This window comes from Alphaproteobacteria bacterium HT1-32 (assembly GCA_009649675.1).
In the GTDB taxonomy this organism is placed as follows: domain Bacteria; phylum Pseudomonadota; class Alphaproteobacteria; order Rhodospirillales; family HT1-32; genus HT1-32.
Map to the genome: position 1 here is coordinate 1,112,727 of WJPL01000001.1, position 18,820 is coordinate 1,131,546.

General features: G+C 58.1%; 17 protein-coding genes. 10 read left to right on the forward strand and 7 right to left on the reverse strand.

Translation table 11 applies throughout. From position 1 onward, the window contains the following. The first annotated feature begins 10 nt into the window (after window positions 1-10). Window positions 11-1,381: an adenylate/guanylate cyclase domain-containing protein gene (locus GH722_05310; protein MRG71177.1), complete on the forward strand. Its 1,371-nt coding sequence runs from the start codon at window positions 11-13 to the stop codon at window positions 1,379-1,381. Window positions 1,382-1,392: 11 nt separating this feature from the next. Here GH722_05310 and GH722_05315 read toward each other — a convergent pair whose 3' ends face one another. Then, window positions 1,393-2,367: a TAXI family TRAP transporter solute-binding subunit gene (locus tag GH722_05315; GenBank protein ID MRG71178.1), complete on the reverse strand. Its 975-nt coding sequence runs from the start codon at window positions 2,365-2,367 to the stop codon at window positions 1,393-1,395. A 150-nt stretch (window positions 2,368-2,517) separates the two neighbouring features. On the opposite strand from GH722_05315, the gene pstC reads away from it, so the two are divergent. Genes pstC through phoB form a run of 5 tightly spaced genes read left to right on the forward strand, consistent with a single transcriptional unit; the run spans window position 2,518 to window position 7,462 of the window. Then, the gene (pstC, locus tag GH722_05320) at window positions 2,518-3,903 is read left to right on the forward strand and encodes a phosphate ABC transporter permease subunit PstC (GenBank protein ID MRG71179.1); all 1,386 of its coding nucleotides are present in this window, start codon (window positions 2,518-2,520) and stop codon (window positions 3,901-3,903) included. Continuing rightward, window positions 3,896-5,194 (forward strand): phosphate ABC transporter permease PstA, encoded by a 1,299-nt coding sequence (gene pstA / locus GH722_05325; GenBank protein ID MRG71180.1) that lies wholly within the window; start codon window positions 3,896-3,898, stop codon window positions 5,192-5,194. Before pstC ends, pstA begins: the two co-directional genes overlap by 8 nt. A 24-nt stretch (window positions 5,195-5,218) precedes the next feature. After that, window positions 5,219-6,037 carry a phosphate ABC transporter ATP-binding protein gene (locus GH722_05330; protein ID MRG71181.1) on the forward strand — a complete coding sequence of 273 codons (819 nt, stop codon included), beginning with the start codon at window positions 5,219-5,221 and terminating at the stop codon, window positions 6,035-6,037. A gap of 5 nt (window positions 6,038-6,042) precedes the next feature. Further along, complete coding sequence (gene phoU, locus GH722_05335) at window positions 6,043-6,759, forward strand: phosphate signaling complex protein PhoU (GenBank protein ID MRG71182.1); 717 nt, start codon at window positions 6,043-6,045, stop codon at window positions 6,757-6,759. 13 nt (window positions 6,760-6,772) lie between these two features. Continuing rightward, window positions 6,773-7,462, forward strand: coding sequence for a phosphate regulon transcriptional regulatory protein PhoB (phoB, locus tag GH722_05340; GenBank protein ID MRG71183.1), 690 nt, complete (start codon window positions 6,773-6,775; stop codon window positions 7,460-7,462). Window positions 7,463-7,572: 110 nt separating this feature from the next. Here phoB and GH722_05345 read toward each other — a convergent pair whose 3' ends face one another. Both GH722_05345 and GH722_05350 read right to left on the reverse strand, forming a co-directional pair. Further along, on the reverse strand, window positions 7,573-8,052 hold the full coding sequence (locus tag GH722_05345; protein MRG71184.1) for a redoxin family protein: 480 nt from the start codon (window positions 8,050-8,052) through the stop codon (window positions 7,573-7,575). A gap of 83 nt (window positions 8,053-8,135) precedes the next feature. Next, window positions 8,136-10,241 (reverse strand): copper resistance protein, encoded by a 2,106-nt coding sequence (locus GH722_05350; protein ID MRG71185.1) that lies wholly within the window; start codon window positions 10,239-10,241, stop codon window positions 8,136-8,138. Between the two features lie 129 nt (window positions 10,242-10,370). Between GH722_05350 and GH722_05355 the strand changes: the two genes are divergently transcribed. Beyond that, entirely contained in the window at window positions 10,371-10,946 is a 576-nt protein-coding gene (locus GH722_05355; protein ID MRG71186.1) for a YqgE/AlgH family protein, read from the forward strand. A gap of 14 nt (window positions 10,947-10,960) precedes the next feature. Here GH722_05355 and GH722_05360 read toward each other — a convergent pair whose 3' ends face one another. The 3 genes from GH722_05360 to GH722_05370 all read right to left on the reverse strand — a co-directional run bounded on the left by GH722_05360 (window position 10,961) and on the right by GH722_05370 (window position 13,628). Next, window positions 10,961-12,682 (reverse strand): 2Fe-2S iron-sulfur cluster binding domain-containing protein, encoded by a 1,722-nt coding sequence (locus tag GH722_05360; GenBank protein MRG71187.1) that lies wholly within the window; start codon window positions 12,680-12,682, stop codon window positions 10,961-10,963. Between the two features lie 2 nt (window positions 12,683-12,684). Then, a complete protein-coding gene (locus GH722_05365; GenBank protein MRG71188.1) occupies window positions 12,685-13,350 on the reverse strand; it encodes a response regulator in 666 nt (221 codons plus the stop codon). Window positions 13,351-13,415: 65 nt separating this feature from the next. After that, window positions 13,416-13,628, reverse strand: coding sequence for a hypothetical protein (locus tag GH722_05370; GenBank protein ID MRG71189.1), 213 nt, complete (start codon window positions 13,626-13,628; stop codon window positions 13,416-13,418). 392 nt (window positions 13,629-14,020) lie between these two features. Here GH722_05370 and GH722_05375 point away from each other — a divergent pair, with 392 nt between their 5' ends. The 3 genes from GH722_05375 to GH722_05385 are packed head-to-tail and all read left to right on the forward strand — an operon-like array spanning window position 14,021 to window position 17,533. After that, window positions 14,021-15,721, forward strand: a complete 1,701-nt coding sequence (locus tag GH722_05375) for an EAL domain-containing protein (protein ID MRG71190.1) — start codon at window positions 14,021-14,023, stop codon at window positions 15,719-15,721. Between the two features lie 58 nt (window positions 15,722-15,779). Further along, a complete protein-coding gene (locus GH722_05380; protein ID MRG71191.1) occupies window positions 15,780-16,658 on the forward strand; it encodes a DUF1848 family protein in 879 nt (292 codons plus the stop codon). After that, window positions 16,655-17,533, forward strand: a complete 879-nt coding sequence (locus GH722_05385) for a DUF3445 domain-containing protein (protein ID MRG71192.1) — start codon at window positions 16,655-16,657, stop codon at window positions 17,531-17,533. Before GH722_05380 ends, GH722_05385 begins: the two co-directional genes overlap by 4 nt. A 9-nt stretch (window positions 17,534-17,542) precedes the next feature. On the opposite strand, the gene GH722_05390 is transcribed toward GH722_05385, so the two are convergent. Continuing rightward, a complete protein-coding gene (locus GH722_05390) occupies window positions 17,543-18,781 on the reverse strand; it encodes a M24 family metallopeptidase (protein MRG71193.1) in 1,239 nt (412 codons plus the stop codon). Between the last annotated feature and the right edge of the window lie 39 nt (window positions 18,782-18,820).

Below are 18,820 nucleotides of genomic sequence, written 5' to 3' on the forward strand. Positions count from 1 at the left end.
TCCTGTTTTCATGCCGTTCCGCATTATAGAAGACAGACAGACGGGCCGTCACTTCAACAGATTCCCGGCACCCGTACCGCTGTTTATTGACAATCCCTGTCCGTCACACCATTTCCCGACATTCCCGCCCGAGGTAAAACACCGTAACATGCTCGACATGATATCTGATCCGACCGTAACTGACCGGCCCGACTGGTCACCCGACTCTGCCATCAGCTGGTTGCTGACAGAAGGCCGGTTCAATGACAGTGTCCGCGGCGCATTTGACAGCTTCATGCAGCGATTATCCGAGGACGGAGCACCCATTGGCCGTTCTGCGCTGATCATTGCAACCCTGCATCCGCTGATCCGCGGCTGGGGGTTACGCTGGACACGCCGGAACGGAACCGGTCTTGAGGCCTCCTTCTACCATGCCACCCAGAATACACCGGCCTATCTGCTCAGCCCGATCCATCATGTCTTCCAGGAATCCGTCTATATCAGACGACGCCTGAACACCCCTGACGCCCGGTTTGACTATCCCGTCCTGCAGGAGATGAAGGATCAGGGCTATACCGACTATCTTGCCAGCCCGCTGATCTTCAGCGACGGGGCTGTCAGTGTCCTCACATTCTGCACCGAAAAGCCGGAAGGCTGGACCGACAATGACCTGCTCCAGATTGACCGGTTATCCGCCGCTCTTGCGCCCGTCATCGAAGCCATTTCAGCGCGACGGACAGCACAGATTCTGATGGAAACCTATATCGGCAAGCGCTCTGGCCGGAAGGTGCTGGATGGCCATATCCGGCGGGGAGACGGGGAAACCATCAACGCAGTCGTCTGGTTCAACGATCTGCGGGATTCCACCGCCTTGTCGGAAGAGCTTCCGATGAACCGCATGCTGGCCCTGCTGAATACCTATTTCGAGATATCGGCACTGGCGATCCAGAACAATGGCGGCGAAGTGCTGCGGTTCGTCGGCGATGCAATGCTGGGTATTTTCCCGGTCAGCGACGATACCGGTGGCGAAACAGCCGCCGCCGAACGTGCCCTGCGGGCCGCCTTTCAGACCCGTGACAATATGACAGAAGCCAATGCAGAACGCCGGCGCAATGCCGAACCGGACATAAACTTCGGGATTGGCCTGCATATCGGTGAAGTGATGTACGGCAATGTCGGCGCTCCGGCCCGGCTCGACTTCTCCGTGATCGGCCCTGCCGCCAACCGTGCGGCACGGGTTGAGTCGCTGACACGGGAACTCGGTATCCCGCTGCTGACATCCTCTGCCTTCGCCGCCATCAGTCCGCTGGAAATGGCGTCAGCCGGCCTGCACAGATTCAAGGGCATTGCCGACATGCAGGAAGTCTTCACCCTGCCCGAATTCCTGCCGCACAGTAAGTAACGGGCACCGGTCTAGTTCAGGGCCTTGGTCGAAAATGCCTGCACGGCACCGGGATGGCGGATCAGCGGCGTCTCCGATGTCGCCATGATTGCCGGTGTTGTATTGAACAGCGGACGGTCCAGCATCCGGAACCGGTCAAAGCCGTCGGCCACAACATCCACGACCAGTCTTGCAGCACTGTTCGGCAGCTCCTTGGCGGAAACCAGCAGGGAACGTACCCCGATTGACCGGGCCGACTGACGTGAACCCGGATAAAAACCGCCGGTAATTGTTCCCTTCAGATAGGCTGGTCCTGCCTTCAGGAATTCATCCTGTTTACGGTCACAGCAAACCGAGATGATCTCCACTTCACAACTGTCGGCGAGGTCGTCAATCCGGACACTCGGATGACTGACGACAAAAGCCGCCGCATCAACGCTGCCACTGCACAGCGCCTCAATCCGTGCCTGCTGCGAGGATAATGTCACCCGTTCCAGTTCAAACCGCGACCGGAACAGACGGTTTTCCTGCATGATATCGAACAGGCGTGCCGACTGGCTTCCGGTCGGACCAACCGCAACCTTGCTGCGATGCAGATCCTCAATCCGGATGGCCGAGCGTTTGGATGTCGCAACCGTCAGCAATTTCGGAAACATGGTCAGAACGGTGCGAAGATTGAGCCGGTCCGTTGCATTATCAACGAGATTACTGTCCACAAAGGCCAGATCGACGGCCCCGGCGCGCAGGGCGCGAAGACCGTCTTCGGGTCCGGGTGCCGCCACCGTCTCACAGGCATAACCTGACAGATCCAGTTCCTGATTCATGAAATTGCAAAGGCCTGTCGCTGCCGCCATCTCCGGCGATCCTTCCGGGCCACCGGCAACACGCAACCGCTTTGTTGCAGCGTCGGACGGAAGCGCCCAGACCGTGGCAAGCAGGGTCAGGGAGACGGCAAAAAAGCGGGCAGGAAACCTGATCAGAATATTCATATCGAAACGCTGGCCCATTCTGGTGACGGATTAAATACATGCATGCCACGCCTGCTACGGCGGACAAGACCTTTTAGCATGAGAAAATTGAAACGTCGCGGTTTCACATTTGTCACAAAACTGTCACTACCTGATGATAGACAACCGGCGTCATCAGAGTTCGGAGCCATGCAAACTTTCATTCTTCTTCTGGTAATTCTTATCCTGACCTACGCAGGGTTCGCGATGGGACGTCGTCGTTCGGTTGTGCTGGCAGGACCGGATATTGCATCGCTGCACTCATTGCCCGGTCATTACGGGCTTTACAGCTCGCTATGGTTTATTCTGCCCGCGCTTGCGGTCTTCTGTATCTGGGTCATTACCCAGAACGGTATCGCCGAGAGTGCAGCGCTGTCCGTACTGCCGCCGGAAGTAACCTCCGACACGGCGCGTATTGGCCTGATTTTAGGCGAAGTTGCCCGGATTGCCGCCGGACAATCTGCCGGCGCACCATCCCACCCGTCATTACCCGCCGCCGCAGATGCCATGCATGACACAGCTGATATGCTGTTTTATGCCATGTGCGTCCTGTCGATTGCTGCCGGTACTGCCGGTTTTTTCTTCGCCCGTCACCGCATTGCCCCGGACTTCCGGGCGCGTAACCGGGTCGAGAAGGTCATCAACATCACGATGCTGGTCTGTGCCTGTATCGCCGTCTTCACGACTGTCGGTATCGTGCTTTCACTGATCTTTGAAACAATCCGCTTCTTCGCCAAACCGGAAGTCTCCGCACTGGAATTCTTCTTCGGCCTGAACTGGAGCCCGCAGACAGCCCTGCGGGCGGATCAGGTCGGCTCCAGCGGTGCCTTTGGTGCGGTTCCCCTGTTCGCCGGAACCATGCTGATTACCGCCGTTGCCATGGTCGTTGCCGTACCGGTCGGTCTGTTCAGCGCCGTCTATCTGACCGAGTTCGCGGCACCGAAAGTTCGCTCTGTGGTCAAGCCGCTGATGGAAATTCTGGCGGGGGTTCCGACCGTGGTCTATGGCTTTTTTGCCGCTCTTGTCGTAGCACCACAGGTGCGGGGCTGGGGCGAGGCACTCGGGCTTGATGTTGCGTCTGAAAGCGCACTGGCCGCCGGTGTGGTCATGGGCGTCATGATCATCCCCTTCGTCTCCTCACTGTCTGATGACGTCATCAACGCCGTGCCGCAAAGCCTGCGTGACGGTTCAGCCGCGCTGGGGGCAACCAAGGCCGAAACGGTGATGCAGGTCATCGTACCTGCGGCCCTGCCGGGTATCGTCGGCGCTGTTCTGCTGGCTGTCAGCCGGGCCGTCGGCGAAACCATGATTGTGGTGATGGCTGCCGGTCTGGCTGCAAACCTGACCATCAATCCGCTGGAGGCGGTGACAACAGTGACCGTCCAGATCGTCACCCTGCTGGTCGGCGATCAGGAATTCGACAGCGCCAAAACGCTTGCCGCCTTCGCTCTCGGGCTGATGCTGTTCTTCGTAACGCTGACCCTGAACGTTATTGCCTTCCGCGTTGTTCGCAAATACCGGGAAAAATATGACTGATATCCCCTCAACCGTCATTCCGGTCTATCGCCCGACCGCCGACGAATCCAATCGCAATGTCCGCAAGCGCTACAACGCGAACCGCCGGTTACAGTTCTTTGGCCTGGCCGCCATCGGCATTGCCCTGCTGGCACTGGCTACCCTGCTGACCAGCATCATCGGCAACGGCTGGTCGGCGTTTCAGCAGACAAATATCGCGCTTGAGATCACTTTCGACAGATCGAAACTCGACCCGCGCGGTGACCTGTCACAGGACTCACTGCGTGCCGGTGATTACCGTGCCCTTGCCCGGGACGCCCTGCGCGCAGAATTCCCTGACGTGAAAAGCCGCACGGACCGCCGCAATCTTAATGCCCTCCTGTCGCCGGGCGCACATTACGAATTGCAGGACATGGTTCTGGATGATCCCTCACTGATCGGCCAGACCCTGACTGTCTGGCTGCCGGTCGATGATGAAATCGACATGCTGCAAAAGGGCTATTTCGAGATCGACGGAGATCGCTTCAGCGAACAGCTCGGAGGCTGGATTCAGAAACTGTCCGATGCCGGAAAGCTGGAGAAGAAATTCAACACCCGGTTTTTCTCGACCGGTGACTCGCGGGAGCCTGAACTGGCCGGGGTCTGGGGCGCTGCCGTCGGCTCGTTCCTGACGCTGATCGTGACACTGGCCGTTGCCTTCCCGGTCGGCGTTCTGGCGGCAGTCTATCTTGAGGAATTTGCCCCGAAGAACAAATTCACGGATCTGGTCGAGGTCAATATCAACAATCTCGCGGCAGTGCCGTCGATTGTCTTTGGCCTGCTCGGTCTTGCGGTCTTCATTCAGGTGGCGCATCTGCCCCGTTCAGCCCCGGTTGTCGGTGGCCTGACGCTGGCGCTGATGACCCTGCCGACCCTGATCATCGCCTCCCGGGCCGCACTGAAAGCGGTTCCCCCCTCGATCCGCGAAGCCGCACTTGGTCTCGGCGCGTCGCCGGTTCAGGCGATGTTCCATCACACGCTGCCACTGGCGATGCCCGGCATCCTGACCGGCACCATCATTGGCATGGCCCAGGCTCTCGGCGAAACGGCCCCTCTGCTAATGATCGGCATGGTCGCCTTTATCGTCGATATTCCGAGTACTCCGCTGGATGCCGCGACGGTGCTGCCGGTGCAGATTTATCTCTGGGCAGATTCCCCGGAACGCGCCTTTGTCGAAAAGACATCCGCAGCCATCATGGTGCTTCTCGGATTTCTGGTCCTTATGAATGGCGTAGCGGTCCTGTTGCGTAAACGCTTCGAACGGCGCTGGTAAAAAACAATGAGCAAGGTTGTACAGATGAGCGAGACACAGACCCAAACCGCCGCCGATACGCCGGTCGCCCCGGTCACAAAAGAGCCGGCTTCCAAGCTGACGGCAAAAAATCTGGACGTGTTCTATGGTGAAAAGCAGGCCCTGTTCGGTATTGATCTGGGTATCCCGGCCAATCAGGTAACCTCTTTCATCGGCCCCTCCGGCTGCGGAAAATCGACCTTTCTTCGATGCCTCAACCGGATGAATGACACCATCGACGGCTGCCGGGTGACGGGGAACATTACCCTCGACGATCAGGACATCTATGACCGCAAGATCGACGTGGTCCAGCTGCGCGCCCGGATCGGCATGGTTTTCCAGAAACCAAACCCTTTCCCGAAATCGATCTTCGACAATGTCGCCTACGGCCCGCGGATTCATGGCCTGTCCCGTGACCGGACCGAGCTGGAAGAAATCGTCCATGTCAGCCTTGAGAAGGCCGGTCTTCTGAAAGAGGTGAAGGACCGTCTGGAGGAGCCGGGAACCGGCCTTTCCGGTGGTCAGCAGCAGCGGCTTTGCATTGCCCGCGCCATCGCCGTCAGCCCGGAAGTCATTCTGATGGATGAACCCTGTTCGGCGCTGGATCCGATTGCCACAGCGAAGATTGAAGAACTGATCGATGAACTCCGGTCAAACTTCACGATCGTCATCGTCACCCATTCCATGCAGCAGGCTGCCCGCGTTTCCCAGCGCACCGCCTTCTTCCATCTCGGAGAGCTGGTCGAATGGGGGGAGACACCGCAAATCTTTACCTCGCCCTCGGACCCACGGACGCAGGATTACATAACGGGACGGATCGGATAATCGACATGACCGGTGAAAACACACATATCGTCAGCGCCTTCGATCAGGAACTTGCCAAGCTGAATGACATCATCATCCAGATGGGCGGACTGGCCGAAGCACAGATCAACTCCTCCATTCATGCCGTCATCAAGCGCGACACGGAACGCGCCGGGATTGTCGTTGAGGATGACAAGAAGATCGACCAGCTGGAACGCGAACTGGAAGAACTGGCTGTCAAGGTACTGGCCCTGCGCCAGCCCATGGCGTCGGATCTTCGCGCCGTCGTCGGTGCCCTGAAGATTTCATCCGATATCGAGCGGATCGGGGATTACGCCAAGAATATCGCCAAACGGGCCATTGCCCTGGCGCAGGTTCCGCCGGTTGAGCCGTTGCGCTCAGTGCCGCGCATGGGCTGGCTGGTACAGCAGATCATGAAGCAGACGCTGGATGCCTATATCACCCGCGACCCGGCCGCCGCGACCGCCGCATGGCAGCGGGATGCGGAAGTTGATGATCTCTATAACAGCCTGTTCCGCGAACTGCTGACCTACATGATGGAAGACCCGCGGACCATCACCGCCTGCACCCATGTCCTGTTCATTGCCAAGAACATTGAACGCATGGGCGACCACGCCACCAACATCTGCGAAATCGTTCATTTCATGGCAACCGGCAAGGCCATGCCCGAAGACCGCAAGAAAACCGATACCACCAGCTTTACGGTGGTGGACAAGACATAGGAACAACCAGACCATGAATCCCAGAATCATGATCGTGGAGGATGAGCCCCCTCTCGTTGAGTTGCTCTCCTACAACCTTCAGAAAGAAGGCTTCGACACCTTCTCAGCCCTCGACGGCGAAGAAGCGATGACGCTGGTCGAGGAATGCCAGCCGGACCTTGTACTGCTGGACTGGATGCTGCCGGAACTCTCCGGCATCGAAGTCTGCCGGCAACTGCGCCGCCGCCAGGACACCAAGCATCTGCCGATCATCATGCTGACCGCCAGAGGCGAGGAAGGTGATCGTATCCGGGGGCTTGATACCGGTGCCGATGATTACATCACCAAGCCGTTTTCTCCCCGCGAGGTGATTGCCCGGCTGCGGGCTGTCCTGCGCCGGTCCAATCCGTCGTTTGATTCCGAAGCCCTGCAATATCGCGATATCAACATGGATCTTGCGGCCCACAAGGTCAGTCGCGGCCCGCGCGCGCTGAAGCTGGGGCCGACAGAATTCCGGCTGTTGCGCTGTTTCATGGAACAGCCGGGCCGCGTGTTCTCGCGCGAGCAGTTGCTCGACAAGGTCTGGGGCTATGATGCTGCCATTGAGCCACGCACCGTCGACGTTCATATCCGGCGCCTGCGCAAGGCGCTGAACGGCCCGGAGGAACTCGACCTCATCCGCACCGTGCGTTCCGCCGGCTACGCGCTGGATGAAGATGTCTGAAGGCGACCGGCTATCTGCTCTGCCGCTCCGCCCTGAACCTGCCTGTATCTGAACACAAAAAGGCCGCCCCCGAAGGAGCGGCCTTTTCAGTTTTATCGTCTGGTTGCTTGTCAGCCTTCGAGAATTTTCTCGGCGCTGGAAACTTCAAACTGACCCGGCTCGTCGAGATTGAGTGCGGTAACCTTACCGTCTTCAACAACCATCGAGTAGCGCTGTGAGCGCAGGCCGAGACCACGGCCGGAAAGGTCGAATTCCATACCGACTGCCTTGGTGAAGTCACCGGAACCATCAGCCAGCATGACAACATTATCACCGACATTCTGATCGGAACCCCATGCACCCATGACGAACGGGTCGTTCACGGACAGGCAGGCGATGGTGTCAAAACCCTTTGCCTTGATGGCAGCGGCATTGTTCACGAAGCCCGGCAGGTGGGCCGCGGAGCAGGTCGGGGTGAAGGCGCCGGGAACGGCGAAAATCACGACCTTCTTGCCTTTGGTCAGTTCATCCGTGGTGACCTGGGCCGGGCCGTCAGCCGTCATATGGGCCAGAGTTACGGTGGGAAGTTTGTCGCCAACCTTGATTGTCATGTCAGTCTCCCTGAAGGGTATGATTAAACTCACGCATTAGATAGTACCTGCGCCCGCTTCTGTCATCCCCCCTGAAAGTCCTGTTACCGGTCCGCCACCCGTATCTGGCCACCGGACGCCGCTTCAAAGCCGGTCAGCACACGATCCGACGTCAGCAGCTCCGGCAACACATAACCGTCCGGCGAGCCGGGTCCGTAGATCACATTGAAGGGAATGCCATAGCGTCCGAAACTGGCGAGATAGGCAGCGATATCGTCATTCGGGCGGGTCCAGTCTGCCTGCATGGCCACCACCTGACCCGACGCCAGCAGGGTTGCGACCTGACCCCGGTCGAGCACCAGTTTCTTGTTCACCTGACAGGTCACACACCAGTCCGCTGTGACATCAACCAGCACGGTACGACCCGCCGCGATATGCCCGGCCAGAGATGTGCGGTCAAACGGCACCCACTGATAGCTGGCCGCCAGGTCCGTCTGCACCTTTCCGGCCGGTCCGCCCTCAGACAGCCCCGCCGCAAGCAGGACCGCAGCCAGACCACCGGCCGACGCGATTGCGGTGACAGCCGGTCTGAAAACAATCACCGCAGACATGACCGCCAGCAAAGCCACAACAAGCCCCGTCCCGAGGCTGCCAATCTGCACCATCAGCACCGAAAGCAGCCAGACTGCCGTCAGCAGCAGGGCGATCCCCAGCACCTGTTTCAGGCGGATCATCCAGGGACCGGGACGCGGCAGAACGGCAGCGAGGCCGGGCAGCAGGGCCACCGCCAGATAAGGCGCGGCAAGCCCCAGCCCGATCAGCAGGAAAATCAGCGCGATATCCACCGGTGAGCCAGCCAGCGCAAAGCCGACCGCTGAACCGAGGAAGGGTGCTGAACAGGGTGTCGCCAGCAAGGTTGCAAAAACGCCGGTCATAAAATGACCACCCAGTCCCGGTGCCGTGGTTCCGGTCGCTGCGCGGCCAAGCCAGGACGGCAGCGCAACCTCAAACCGGCCAAACAGGTTCAGGGCAAACAGCAGCACGACCAATGTCATGAAGGCCAGAAATAACGGTTGCTGGAACTGGATGCCCCAGCCCACTGCTGCCCCGCCAAGTTTCAGCAATATTGCCCCCCCGGCGAGCACCATGATCGTGGTAATGATACCTGCCGCCGAGACCAGAAAACCCAGCCGGATCACCCGGCGTTCCGCGCCGCCATAGCCGGCGATGCTGACCAGTTTCATGGAAAGAACCGGCAACACGCAGGGCATCAGATTGAGAATCAGCCCGCCAAGGAAGGCCAGCAGCAGAAAAGTGCCGATACCCTGTCCGTCCTCTGCCAGCGTCGCCGCCGGGCCGATAGTGTCCGGCGCAGGCGTGGTTATTTCTGCCGCGGCGCCTTCCTGCATCACGGTCAGGGTCAGCATCTGCCCGGTCAGCCCGTCAATTTCACCCCCCGGTCCCGTCGCCGGTACAGAAAACACGGTCTCGGTTCCCGTCTGGCGGATCACCGGACGGCCAAACCAGAAATCCGGTGTCGCCTCGACCAGAATATCCGGATCGATCAGAGGCGTCTCATTGGCAAGCCGCACCTCAAGTACCGCCGGCTCACCCTCCGTTGCCGGTGCCTTCAGTGCCAGACCCGCAAGTTCGAGGCCCGGCCAGCCACCTGACGGCGGCACCAGACCATCAAACCGGTCAATATCATGTGCAAATTCGGAAGGAGTCGGATCGCCACCGGGAAGCGACAGCGAAAGCTGGTTGGTGACCGGAATGCAGATTTCCTTGCAGATCAGGAAATTCAGGTCTGCTGCAAAGTTCAGGGACTGGCCGGGCAGTGCGGGCTTTACATCGAGCGGCAGAATCACCCGGTCGGAATATCCGATGGTTTCGATATCGAGCAGCAGAAAGCGTTCCGGCCGCGGCCAGCGAAAGGTGACATCCGCTGCGTTCGTCTCCTCACGCAACCGCAATTCCGGCGGAAAGCCCGCATCACCGGGGGACCGCCAGTAGATATGCCAGCCTGGCCGGAGATCAAATTCGATTCCCATGCGAATCGTTTCCAGCCCGCCTGTTGCATTGGTGGCGGAAATCAGACGGTAATCGACCTCGCTCGTACGCTGCCAGTCCCCTGCCGGGGCGGCAGAAGCGATGATCGGGAGACCCAGACAGACCAGCAGGCCGGACAACAAAGTGATCAGATGTTTCATATCGACGTTATAAATCGACCAAGGGCTAGTGAAGTCAATCCGGTCGATCACCTCTCACGTGATATTGAGGCTGCTGTGACCTCGACGCAGGCACTGGCGCAGCGGCCCTGCCCGCATTATCTTTGCTGAATGAAAGACGCTGTAGCCGAACCGGGTTATCTTCCCGGACAATTACTGATCGCCATGCCGAGCATGTCTGACCCCCGTTTTGAGCGGGCGGTGATTTATCTCTGCGCCCATTCTTCAGAAGGCGCGATGGGCCTTGTTGTGAACAAGCTGATCGATTCCCTGACCTTCCCTGAACTGCTGGAACAGCTTGATATCAAGCCGGAGAAACAGGCTGGTGATATCCGGGTGCATTTTGGCGGTCCGGTCGAATCAGGTCGTGGTTTTGTTCTGCATTCTGATGAATATCTGCAGGACAGCAGCATGGTCATTGACGAAGGTGTCGCGCTGACCGCTACCCTTGATGTGCTCCGCGATGTCGCTGATGGCAGCGGCCCCCGGCAGTCCATCATGGCGCTGGGTTATGCCGGCTGGGGACCCGGACAGCTGGATGCGGAAATCATCCATAACGGCTGGCTGCATGCACCGGCTGATACCGATCTGCTGTTTTCCCGTGATATCGAGAAAAAATGGGACAGGGCCATTCACAAGATCGGCGTCGACCCTTTCATGCTGACCACGGATGCCGGGCACGCCTGAGCGACCGGTTATGATCAGCTTTCGGCCGTTCCCGCAACCTGCCCCCTGACCGGAGGTGCAGCCGTGCTGTCGAGCGCTGCCCTGAGGCTTTCCGGCTCAGGGATCAGGTAGACGTCGAGATTCTCATCACGACCACGGACCGGCACTGTTTCCAGCGGGTAATCTGAAAGTTCCAGTCCGGCGTAATCAGCAAGGGCTTTTGACAGGATCAGCGGAACCCCGAACTCCTTGGTCTTCGCCTCCAGCCGGGCGGCAATATTGATATTATCACCGATGGCCGAGATGATCGGTGCTGCCGGGGGGCCCATGGCCCCGACAATCGCCTCACCGGCATGCAGGCCGACACCGATACGCAGCGGCTCCTTCAGTTCCCCGCCAAGAATTTCATTCAGCTTCCCGATCCGGCGATGCATTTCAATACCACCCTCGATAGCCCGCCTGGCCGCATCACGGATATCGGACTTCAGCCCATAGAGCGCCATCAGCCCGTCACCGGCGAACTGGGCGTAATGGCCATTGGTCATCCGCAGCGCCTCTGACATTTCTGCGAAGAACTGGTTGAGGATGAAAACCACATCATAGGGCAGTTTCTGTTCGCCCAGCGATGTCGAACCCCGCAAATCGATGAACAGGCAGGCAACCAGACGTTCGTGGCCGGAAACCCCGCCCGGTCGCCGGGCATCCGCCGCACTGGTATTTGGCGGCAATACCGGTGTCAGTTCAATGTCACTGACCGGGGTAATCTGGCAGGCCAGGCGGACACTGGGATCGGCCCCGATACGGGCCAGCGCACGCGCCTCGGTTTCGTTCGGTTCGGCCAGCTTCTCCATGCCCGCATTCACCCGGACCCGGCAGGTCGTACAGCGCCCCCGACCGCCGCAGACAGCAGGATGCTCGACGCCGAACTCCTGCAGGGTTTCAAGGACGGTTTGTCCGACCGGTGACCGGAATTTCTGACCGGAATTATAATAGGTAATCCGGTAACTGCCGCTCTTGTTCCGCCAGATTCCCCGCACAAACCGGGCAAGAAAAATCATGATCACCAGCGACAGTCCGGCAATCACCATGACAGATTCAGCGTCATAGACAATTCTGACAATCGGCAGATGGGATGTCTGAATGGGTTCGAGAATGCGCGCTCTCAGGCCGGGATTGGCCGCCATCATCGCATTGAGTTCCATCCCGGCACGCAGAAAACCGGACGTCGCCAGAACCGGTAGCAGAACCGCCACACCAAACAGCCAGGGCATCACCCGTGGATACCAGGGTTTGATCCGGAGCCAGAAATGCAGCCCCACCACCAGATGAAACCAGACAACGAAAATCAGGAAGACATATTTGACGACAACCAGATTGCCTGAGGCAAAGATCGAGTTGATCACGGCAGGATAGTTCGGCTCGATATCGCTGATCAGGTCAACCAGCCGGGTTCCGGCAATATGCAGGGCAATCAGCGGCCAGATCAGCAGCCCCAGAATCAGCTGCACAGCCTGCCAGACCGGCATCTTCAGGGTTCGTTTGCGATAGACTGCCGTCAGAGCCAGCGCCATATGCACGAACATCGACAGATAGAGCAGCGGGAACAGAACCGGACTGGTAAACGGTGCCTGAAAATAAGGCCGTGCCCGCTCCATCGCTTCAAGCGAGAAAATACCGATACTGTGGTTCATGAGATGCGCGACAACGTAAGTCGCGAAGATCACCCCGCTCCAGGTCCTCAGGGTCCGGACCCACATCGTCAGGCGTCCTGAACCGCCGGTTTGTCTTTTTCTGACGTGGTGGCATCCGCTTCGAAATGCGCGCCGTCCTCTTCCGGGGACGCTTCAACATCATCCGGGTTCATCAGGTCATTAATCTCCTGCTGCGACATTTCACCCTTTTTCTTGGGCTTTTTGACAACATTCTCGTCATCTGCACTGAAGCGCCGTTCGTCACCGGAATATTCGAATGCTGTTGTCCGCCGACGGTCCGGCCCGAAGAACTGTTCCGTCTTGACGAACTGCCGTGGCTTCATAATCACCGCATGCATGCGCGACAGGATTGTCGCTGCAGCGTAAGGTTTGACAACAAATTCGTTGATGCCGGCTTCCCGCGCCTTCAGCACCTTCTCTTCCTCACCATGACCGCTGACCATGATGATCGGCGTGAACTGCAACGCTTCCTTGCCGGACCACCTGATTTCGCGCGTCAGTTCGACACCGTTCGTCGGATCAAGTTTCCAGCTGGTAAACATGATTTCCGGTGGCTTGATACTTAGAGCTTCTTTTGCCGCGTCATAGGTACCGACGGCACGGATATCCTTGCCCCCCAGGGTCCGCAAAACACTGACCAGCAGCTCACGCATATGCACGTTCCGGTCAATGACCAGAAAGTTCACGTTCGTAATACTGATGCGTTCTGCCATGACGTCCTCTTCGCCACACTCTGACGGCAGGACCGACAGCGAGCAACTTTTAGCGTATATCTGTGTTAAAAACGGCCGTTTACCAGCCGGTCCCGGTCAACAACACGATAGCGCACCATGCATTCATCAACCCGCGCCATCGACAGTTCCTGCCAAACCTTGTCGGCCTTTGCCTTATTGTAAGGGCCGTGAACTGCGCTCGTTCCGGGGACAAGGTTCTGGAAATCCGTGTCTCTGTATTCAGCACCAATAACAAAATAAACCGTTTCTTCTGACATAAAACCTCCTTCGGGATGAATCGATTGCCAGCATATTCTGCTGACAGAACACCCTGCCCAGGTTCTGTCACAAATATGACCTGCCACCAGATTGCCACATCCGACAGCCCGATGCATCTCCCTTCCAACCTGATTTCACAGACTTTTATTGTATGAACTGTTCTCGGAAATGTTTCGTCACGAACATGCAAACATCATTTATTCCGGTACACCACTCAATTAAAAAGTGCTGGCTGTTCTGAATTGTACAGCCTGTCACCTGTCTATCGGCATGGTCGGATCTCTTGCAGCAATGCAGAAAAGGGAGAAAACTTCAGCCTGGGGGATTGCATCTAGGCAGTTCTCGCAGTTTTTTAAGCACGGCAAGCGGTATAGTTTACTCTCTGGATTTAATGAACGTGGTCGAAGAGATGCAGTCCCCGAAAGATGTCGACGCAACGATGCGGGCCCAGCGAGACCGGTTTCTCGCTTTCTCCTTTGCTGCGTCTGACGTTCTGATCGAGATCGATTCTGAAGGTATCATCACCTATTGTGTTGGCCGGTCAGCTGCGATTTTCGGCCATCCGGAACCTGCCATGATCGGCAAAAAGGTTCGCTCTCTGGTTGATCCGACCGACGTTCTGATCATCGATGAAACCCTGCGACGGATTACGGCTGCCGGACGCAGCGACGGCGTTCTTCTGCGTATTCCGAAGGCTGACGGCACAACTGTCGTCATCCGTTTGTCCGGCCTCACAATGCCCGGATCCGGTGGTGCTCACCTGACGGTCAGCCGGGCCCGTGGCAATGAGATCTCAAATCTCGACAAGATCGACCGGGATGCCTTTACCGAGATCGCCAAAAGACGGGCGAAAGAAAGCGGTGAATATGGTGAAGACTACCGTATGACACTGGTTTCCCTGGATGAAGCCGCACTGAACAAACGCATGGATGCCGATCAGGCCAGCACCATGGTCGACGGTCTGCGCAGTCAGATGCGCGCCTGGTCAGTGGGTGGCAATTCCGTCGGTAAACTGGCCGATGGCACGTACGGTGTCATTCACGACTCCAGCGTGACCACGGAAAGCCTGAAAGCCAGAATTACCGAAACATCCGTTACCCTTGACCCGACGGGAGAGGGAATAAAAGTCAGCACCGGCGACATCGGCCTCGATGGCGGTGATCTGTCCGATGAAGATATGGAAAAGGCGCTGACCTACGCCATCAGCAAGTTCATTGCTGACCCGAACAAGCCGGTCACAATGGAAAACCTGACCAGCGGCTATGAAGACATGATGGTTCAGGCGCTGGCCCAGGTAACTGACTTCCGGCAGATGATCGCCAACAACCGGTTCCATTTTTTCTATCAGCCCATCGTGCATCTGGAAGACTGGAAAGTGCATCATTACGAGGCGCTTGGCCGGGTGCTCACGGATGGCAAATACAAGGCCCCGTTCGAAGCCGTAACCTTTGCAGAAGAATTCGGTATCGTCCCTGAACTGGATGTCAGCGTCTGCGAAAACGCCGTGCGGATCCTGACGCAGGGCATCAAGGGCAACAAGGATGCACATATTGCTGTCAACGTGTCCGGCATATCCATGTCGAAACGCAGCTTCATCGAAAAACTGATACGCCTGCTGACCAAGAACCGTGCCATCTGCAACCAGTTGCTGATCGAAGTGACCGAATCTGCCGAAATCACCGATCTCGAACTCTGCAATGCAGCGCTCCAGCAGTTCCGCGGGCTGAACTGCAAGGTTTGTATCGACGACTTTGGTGCCGGCGCCGCCACTTTCCAGTATCTCCGGGCACTGGATGTGGATTATGTGAAGATCGACGGCATTTATGTCCGGGACGCGGCCAAGGGCACCCGTCACGGTGAGCCCTTCATCCGCGCCATCGGCACCATGTGCCGCGACCTCGGCATCAAGACAATCGCCGAATATGTCGAGGATGTGAAAACCGTCGAACTGTTACGGAACTCCTTTATCGATTATGGTCAGGGCTATTACTTCGGCAAACCGATGAAGGAGACGACCATGACGAACCTGCCGAAAAAGCCGGAGTACAAAGTCAGCACCAAACGGGCCGGTGAAAAATCGAGCTGGGGCTGATCATCACCCCGCCGAAGATCGTCTTCGCGCAATCTTTCTGATAGACTGCCAGCCGGTCATGATCATCTCGGCAAGTTATCGTACTGACATTCCGGCCTTTTATGCAGACTGGTTTTCGGCCCGCCTGAAGGCCGGATTTTGCGAAGTAACCAACCCCTATAGCGGCAAACCCTATCGCGTCTCCCTGACCGCAGAAGATGCCCGTGCTTTTGTCTTCTGGACCCGCAATGCGGGCCCGCTGATGCCGCAACTGACCAGGCTGTCTGCGGCAAAGCGTCCGTTTTCCGTCAGCTTTACAATCATCGGCTATCCCCGCCAGATCGATCAGCGGGTCATTCCCGTCGAACAGGCCATCGAACAGGTCAGGCAACTGGCCCTGCTCCATCCCCGCTGTGTTGTCTGGCGCTACGACCCCATTCTGCTGACCGACATCACCCCGACGGACTGGCATGAAAGCAATTTCAGAGCGATTTCTGACCGGTTGCGTGGCGTCTGTGATGAAGTGACGACCTCTTTCGCAACCTTCTACCAAAAGACCGAGCGGAATCTGAAACAGCAGCTGGCGACTGAAAAGATTGGCTGGCGTGACCCCCCGGTCGATGAGAAACACCAGATATTGCATCGCCTGGCAGATATTGCGTCCGGAAACGGGCAACGCCTGACCATCTGTTCCCAATCGGAACTGACTTCTCCTGAAGTCGCGCCCGCCCGCTGCATTGATGCGGACCGGCTGTCAGAGATCGCCGGGCAGGAACTTAAAGGGCGGACCAAAGGCAACCGGCCGGGATGTCTCTGTGCCGAATCCCGGGATATTGGCGCCTATGACAGCTGCCCGCATGGCTGCGCCTATTGCTATGCCGTGAGATCCCGCCCTGCCGCGCTGGAGAACTGGCGACGCCATGACCCCGCAGCCCCCCTGCTGATACCCGCCCGATGACCGGTGAAGGGCTCAGCCCCCGCCATCACCCCTGGCGGTCAGGACGCGGCGCAACGGCCATGGGCCTGCGCCCGCTGGATATCGCGGACTGGCTGCAACCCGGACCGGATTTCCGGGACCAGATGATGCAGCGGGAACAGTTACTGGAGAACAAGCATTCTGATGTCACGTTCTGCCCCGCAGAAACCCGGGCTGCCGGACAGGAAGTCCTCGACCGGCTGATTGACCAGCTCACCCGGCATCATCCGGACAGCTATAGATTTTCAGGCCGGCTGGCGGTCTGTGCTGCGACGGGTCGCCAGATCCGGCTGGATCAGGATGACCCGCTGCTCACCGCGGCCCGGCTTGTACAGGAAGACCTTTGCCTGCTGCGCGTCGGAACAGAGGGTTACGCACTGGCCGCAGCCGTGGTTTGTTTTCCAAGTCGGTGGTCACTTGCCGAAAAGGCCGGAAAGCCGTTGCGCGCGATCCATGGACCGGTCCCGGATTATGAAGCGGAGCTGGCCCGCCCGGTTGACCGGTTCTTCGACATGCTGAAACCGGAACGCCCGGTCTGGCGCGCCAACTGGTCCCTCCATCAGGACCCGGAACTGTACCAGCCCGGCGGCCATTTCCGCACAGGCATCACCGCCGCACCGGACATTCCGGATGGTCTCTGGATCCGTGTCGAGCGACAGTGCCTGCAACGGCTGACCAGCGGTGATGTTCTGTTCACCATCAGAACCTTTGTCGACCCGCTGAACTCAATCAGCGATGACCGACCATCACGCCGGGAAATGGCGACCGCACTGGCCGCTTTTCCCGACGAAATGCTGGACTACAAGAATATGCGACCCTGGCGGGATGATGTCGTCCGCTGGCTGGATTCTGCCTGACAGGCCGGTTCAGTTCTTTGCGATAATGTTATGCTCGGGCCCGAACGGGAAACCTGTGATGTTATCCGCGCCGTCTTCAGTCAGAACCAGAATATCATGCTCACGATAACCGCCGGCTCCCGGCAGGCCCTCCGGTAACATGATCATCGGCTCCATGGAGATGACCATATTCGGCTCCAGCACCGTCTCGATATCCTCGCGCAGTTCCAGCCCGGCCTCCCGGCCATAATAATGGCTCAGGACACCAAAGGAATGTCCGTAACCGAAGGTCCGGTATTGCAGCAGGTCATGAGCCGCATAAATTTCGTTGAGTTCGCGGGCAATATCACAACAGCGCACACCCGGCCGGATCAGCTCAAGTCCCCGGCGATGCACCTCGACATTGACGTTCCACAGCTTCAGATGGTCATCGCTGACATGATCGGAAAACAAGGTCCGCTCCAGCGCCGTATAGTAACCGGCGATCATTGGAAAACAGTTCAGGCTGAGAATATCTCCCGCCTCGATTCTGCGCGAGGTAACCGGGTTATGTGCCCCGTCTGTGTTCAGCCCGGACTGAAACCAGGTCCAGCTGTCCATCAGTTCCGCATGCGGGAATGTGCGGGCAATCTCGCGCACCATCGCCTGTGTCGACTGAAGCGCCACCTCATATTCCGGAACGCCCGGCGCAATGGCCCCGGCACAGGCTGCACCACCGATATCTGCAATTCGTGCACCCTGACGAATGAGGGCGATTTCCTCATCCGACTTGATCATGCGGAACCGCATGCAATCAGCGGCGACATCCTCGAACACTGCCGTCGGAAGCGCCGTCCCCAGCTTATCCCGGTTCTGCAGGGTCAGATGATCGGCTTCAATCCCGATCCGGGATCCATCCGGAATCAGTTTCAGCACGGCCCGGAAGTAATTGTCACGCTGCCAGTCGGTATAGACCAGATTATCACCGAAAGTACGTCGACCCGGCTGTCCGCCATCAATATTGGCAGAGATCGTCACCGCCCTGTTCGCCGTGACCACCAGACCATAGGTCCGGCCAAACGTGCAGTAGAGAAAATCACTGAAATAATTGATGTTATGGATTGAGGTAAACAGCACGGCATCAAGCTCGCGTGCCGCCATGATCTTCCGTAATCCCTCAAGTCTGCGCGTCATTTCCGCGACCGAGAATGTCGGTGTGACACGCTCGCCGTTTTCAATCGTGATCAGATTGTCCACGTTATTTCCCCTTAGCTTGTCTGTACCCCCCATTCCCAGATAAGCCGGGGCCGCAACCCGGTCAAACCATTT

Coding starts and splice junctions, on each gene's coding strand:
- GH722_05370 (MRG71189.1), bottom strand. CDS start 13,628: ATGTCAGAAGAAACGGTTTATTTTGTTATTGGTGCTGAATACAGAGAC.
- GH722_05385 (MRG71192.1), top strand. CDS start 16,655: ATGACCGGTGAAGGGCTCAGCCCCCGCCATCACCCCTGGCGGTCAGGA.
- pstA (MRG71180.1), top strand. CDS start 3,896: ATGACTGATATCCCCTCAACCGTCATTCCGGTCTATCGCCCGACCGCC.
- GH722_05380 (MRG71191.1), top strand. CDS start 15,780: ATGATCATCTCGGCAAGTTATCGTACTGACATTCCGGCCTTTTATGCA.
- GH722_05350 (MRG71185.1), bottom strand. CDS start 10,241: ATGAAACATCTGATCACTTTGTTGTCCGGCCTGCTGGTCTGTCTGGGT.
- GH722_05315 (MRG71178.1), bottom strand. CDS start 2,367: ATGGGCCAGCGTTTCGATATGAATATTCTGATCAGGTTTCCTGCCCGC.
- GH722_05310 (MRG71177.1), top strand. CDS start 11: ATGCCGTTCCGCATTATAGAAGACAGACAGACGGGCCGTCACTTCAAC.
- pstC (MRG71179.1), top strand. CDS start 2,518: ATGCAAACTTTCATTCTTCTTCTGGTAATTCTTATCCTGACCTACGCA.
- phoB (MRG71183.1), top strand. CDS start 6,773: ATGAATCCCAGAATCATGATCGTGGAGGATGAGCCCCCTCTCGTTGAG.
- GH722_05390 (MRG71193.1), bottom strand. CDS start 18,781: ATGGGGGGTACAGACAAGCTAAGGGGAAATAACGTGGACAATCTGATC.
- GH722_05330 (MRG71181.1), top strand. CDS start 5,219: ATGAGCGAGACACAGACCCAAACCGCCGCCGATACGCCGGTCGCCCCG.
- GH722_05375 (MRG71190.1), top strand. CDS start 14,021: ATGAACGTGGTCGAAGAGATGCAGTCCCCGAAAGATGTCGACGCAACG.
- GH722_05360 (MRG71187.1), bottom strand. CDS start 12,682: ATGTGGGTCCGGACCCTGAGGACCTGGAGCGGGGTGATCTTCGCGACT.
- GH722_05365 (MRG71188.1), bottom strand. CDS start 13,350: ATGGCAGAACGCATCAGTATTACGAACGTGAACTTTCTGGTCATTGAC.
- phoU (MRG71182.1), top strand. CDS start 6,043: ATGACCGGTGAAAACACACATATCGTCAGCGCCTTCGATCAGGAACTT.
- GH722_05345 (MRG71184.1), bottom strand. CDS start 8,052: ATGACAATCAAGGTTGGCGACAAACTTCCCACCGTAACTCTGGCCCAT.
- GH722_05355 (MRG71186.1), top strand. CDS start 10,371: ATGAAAGACGCTGTAGCCGAACCGGGTTATCTTCCCGGACAATTACTG.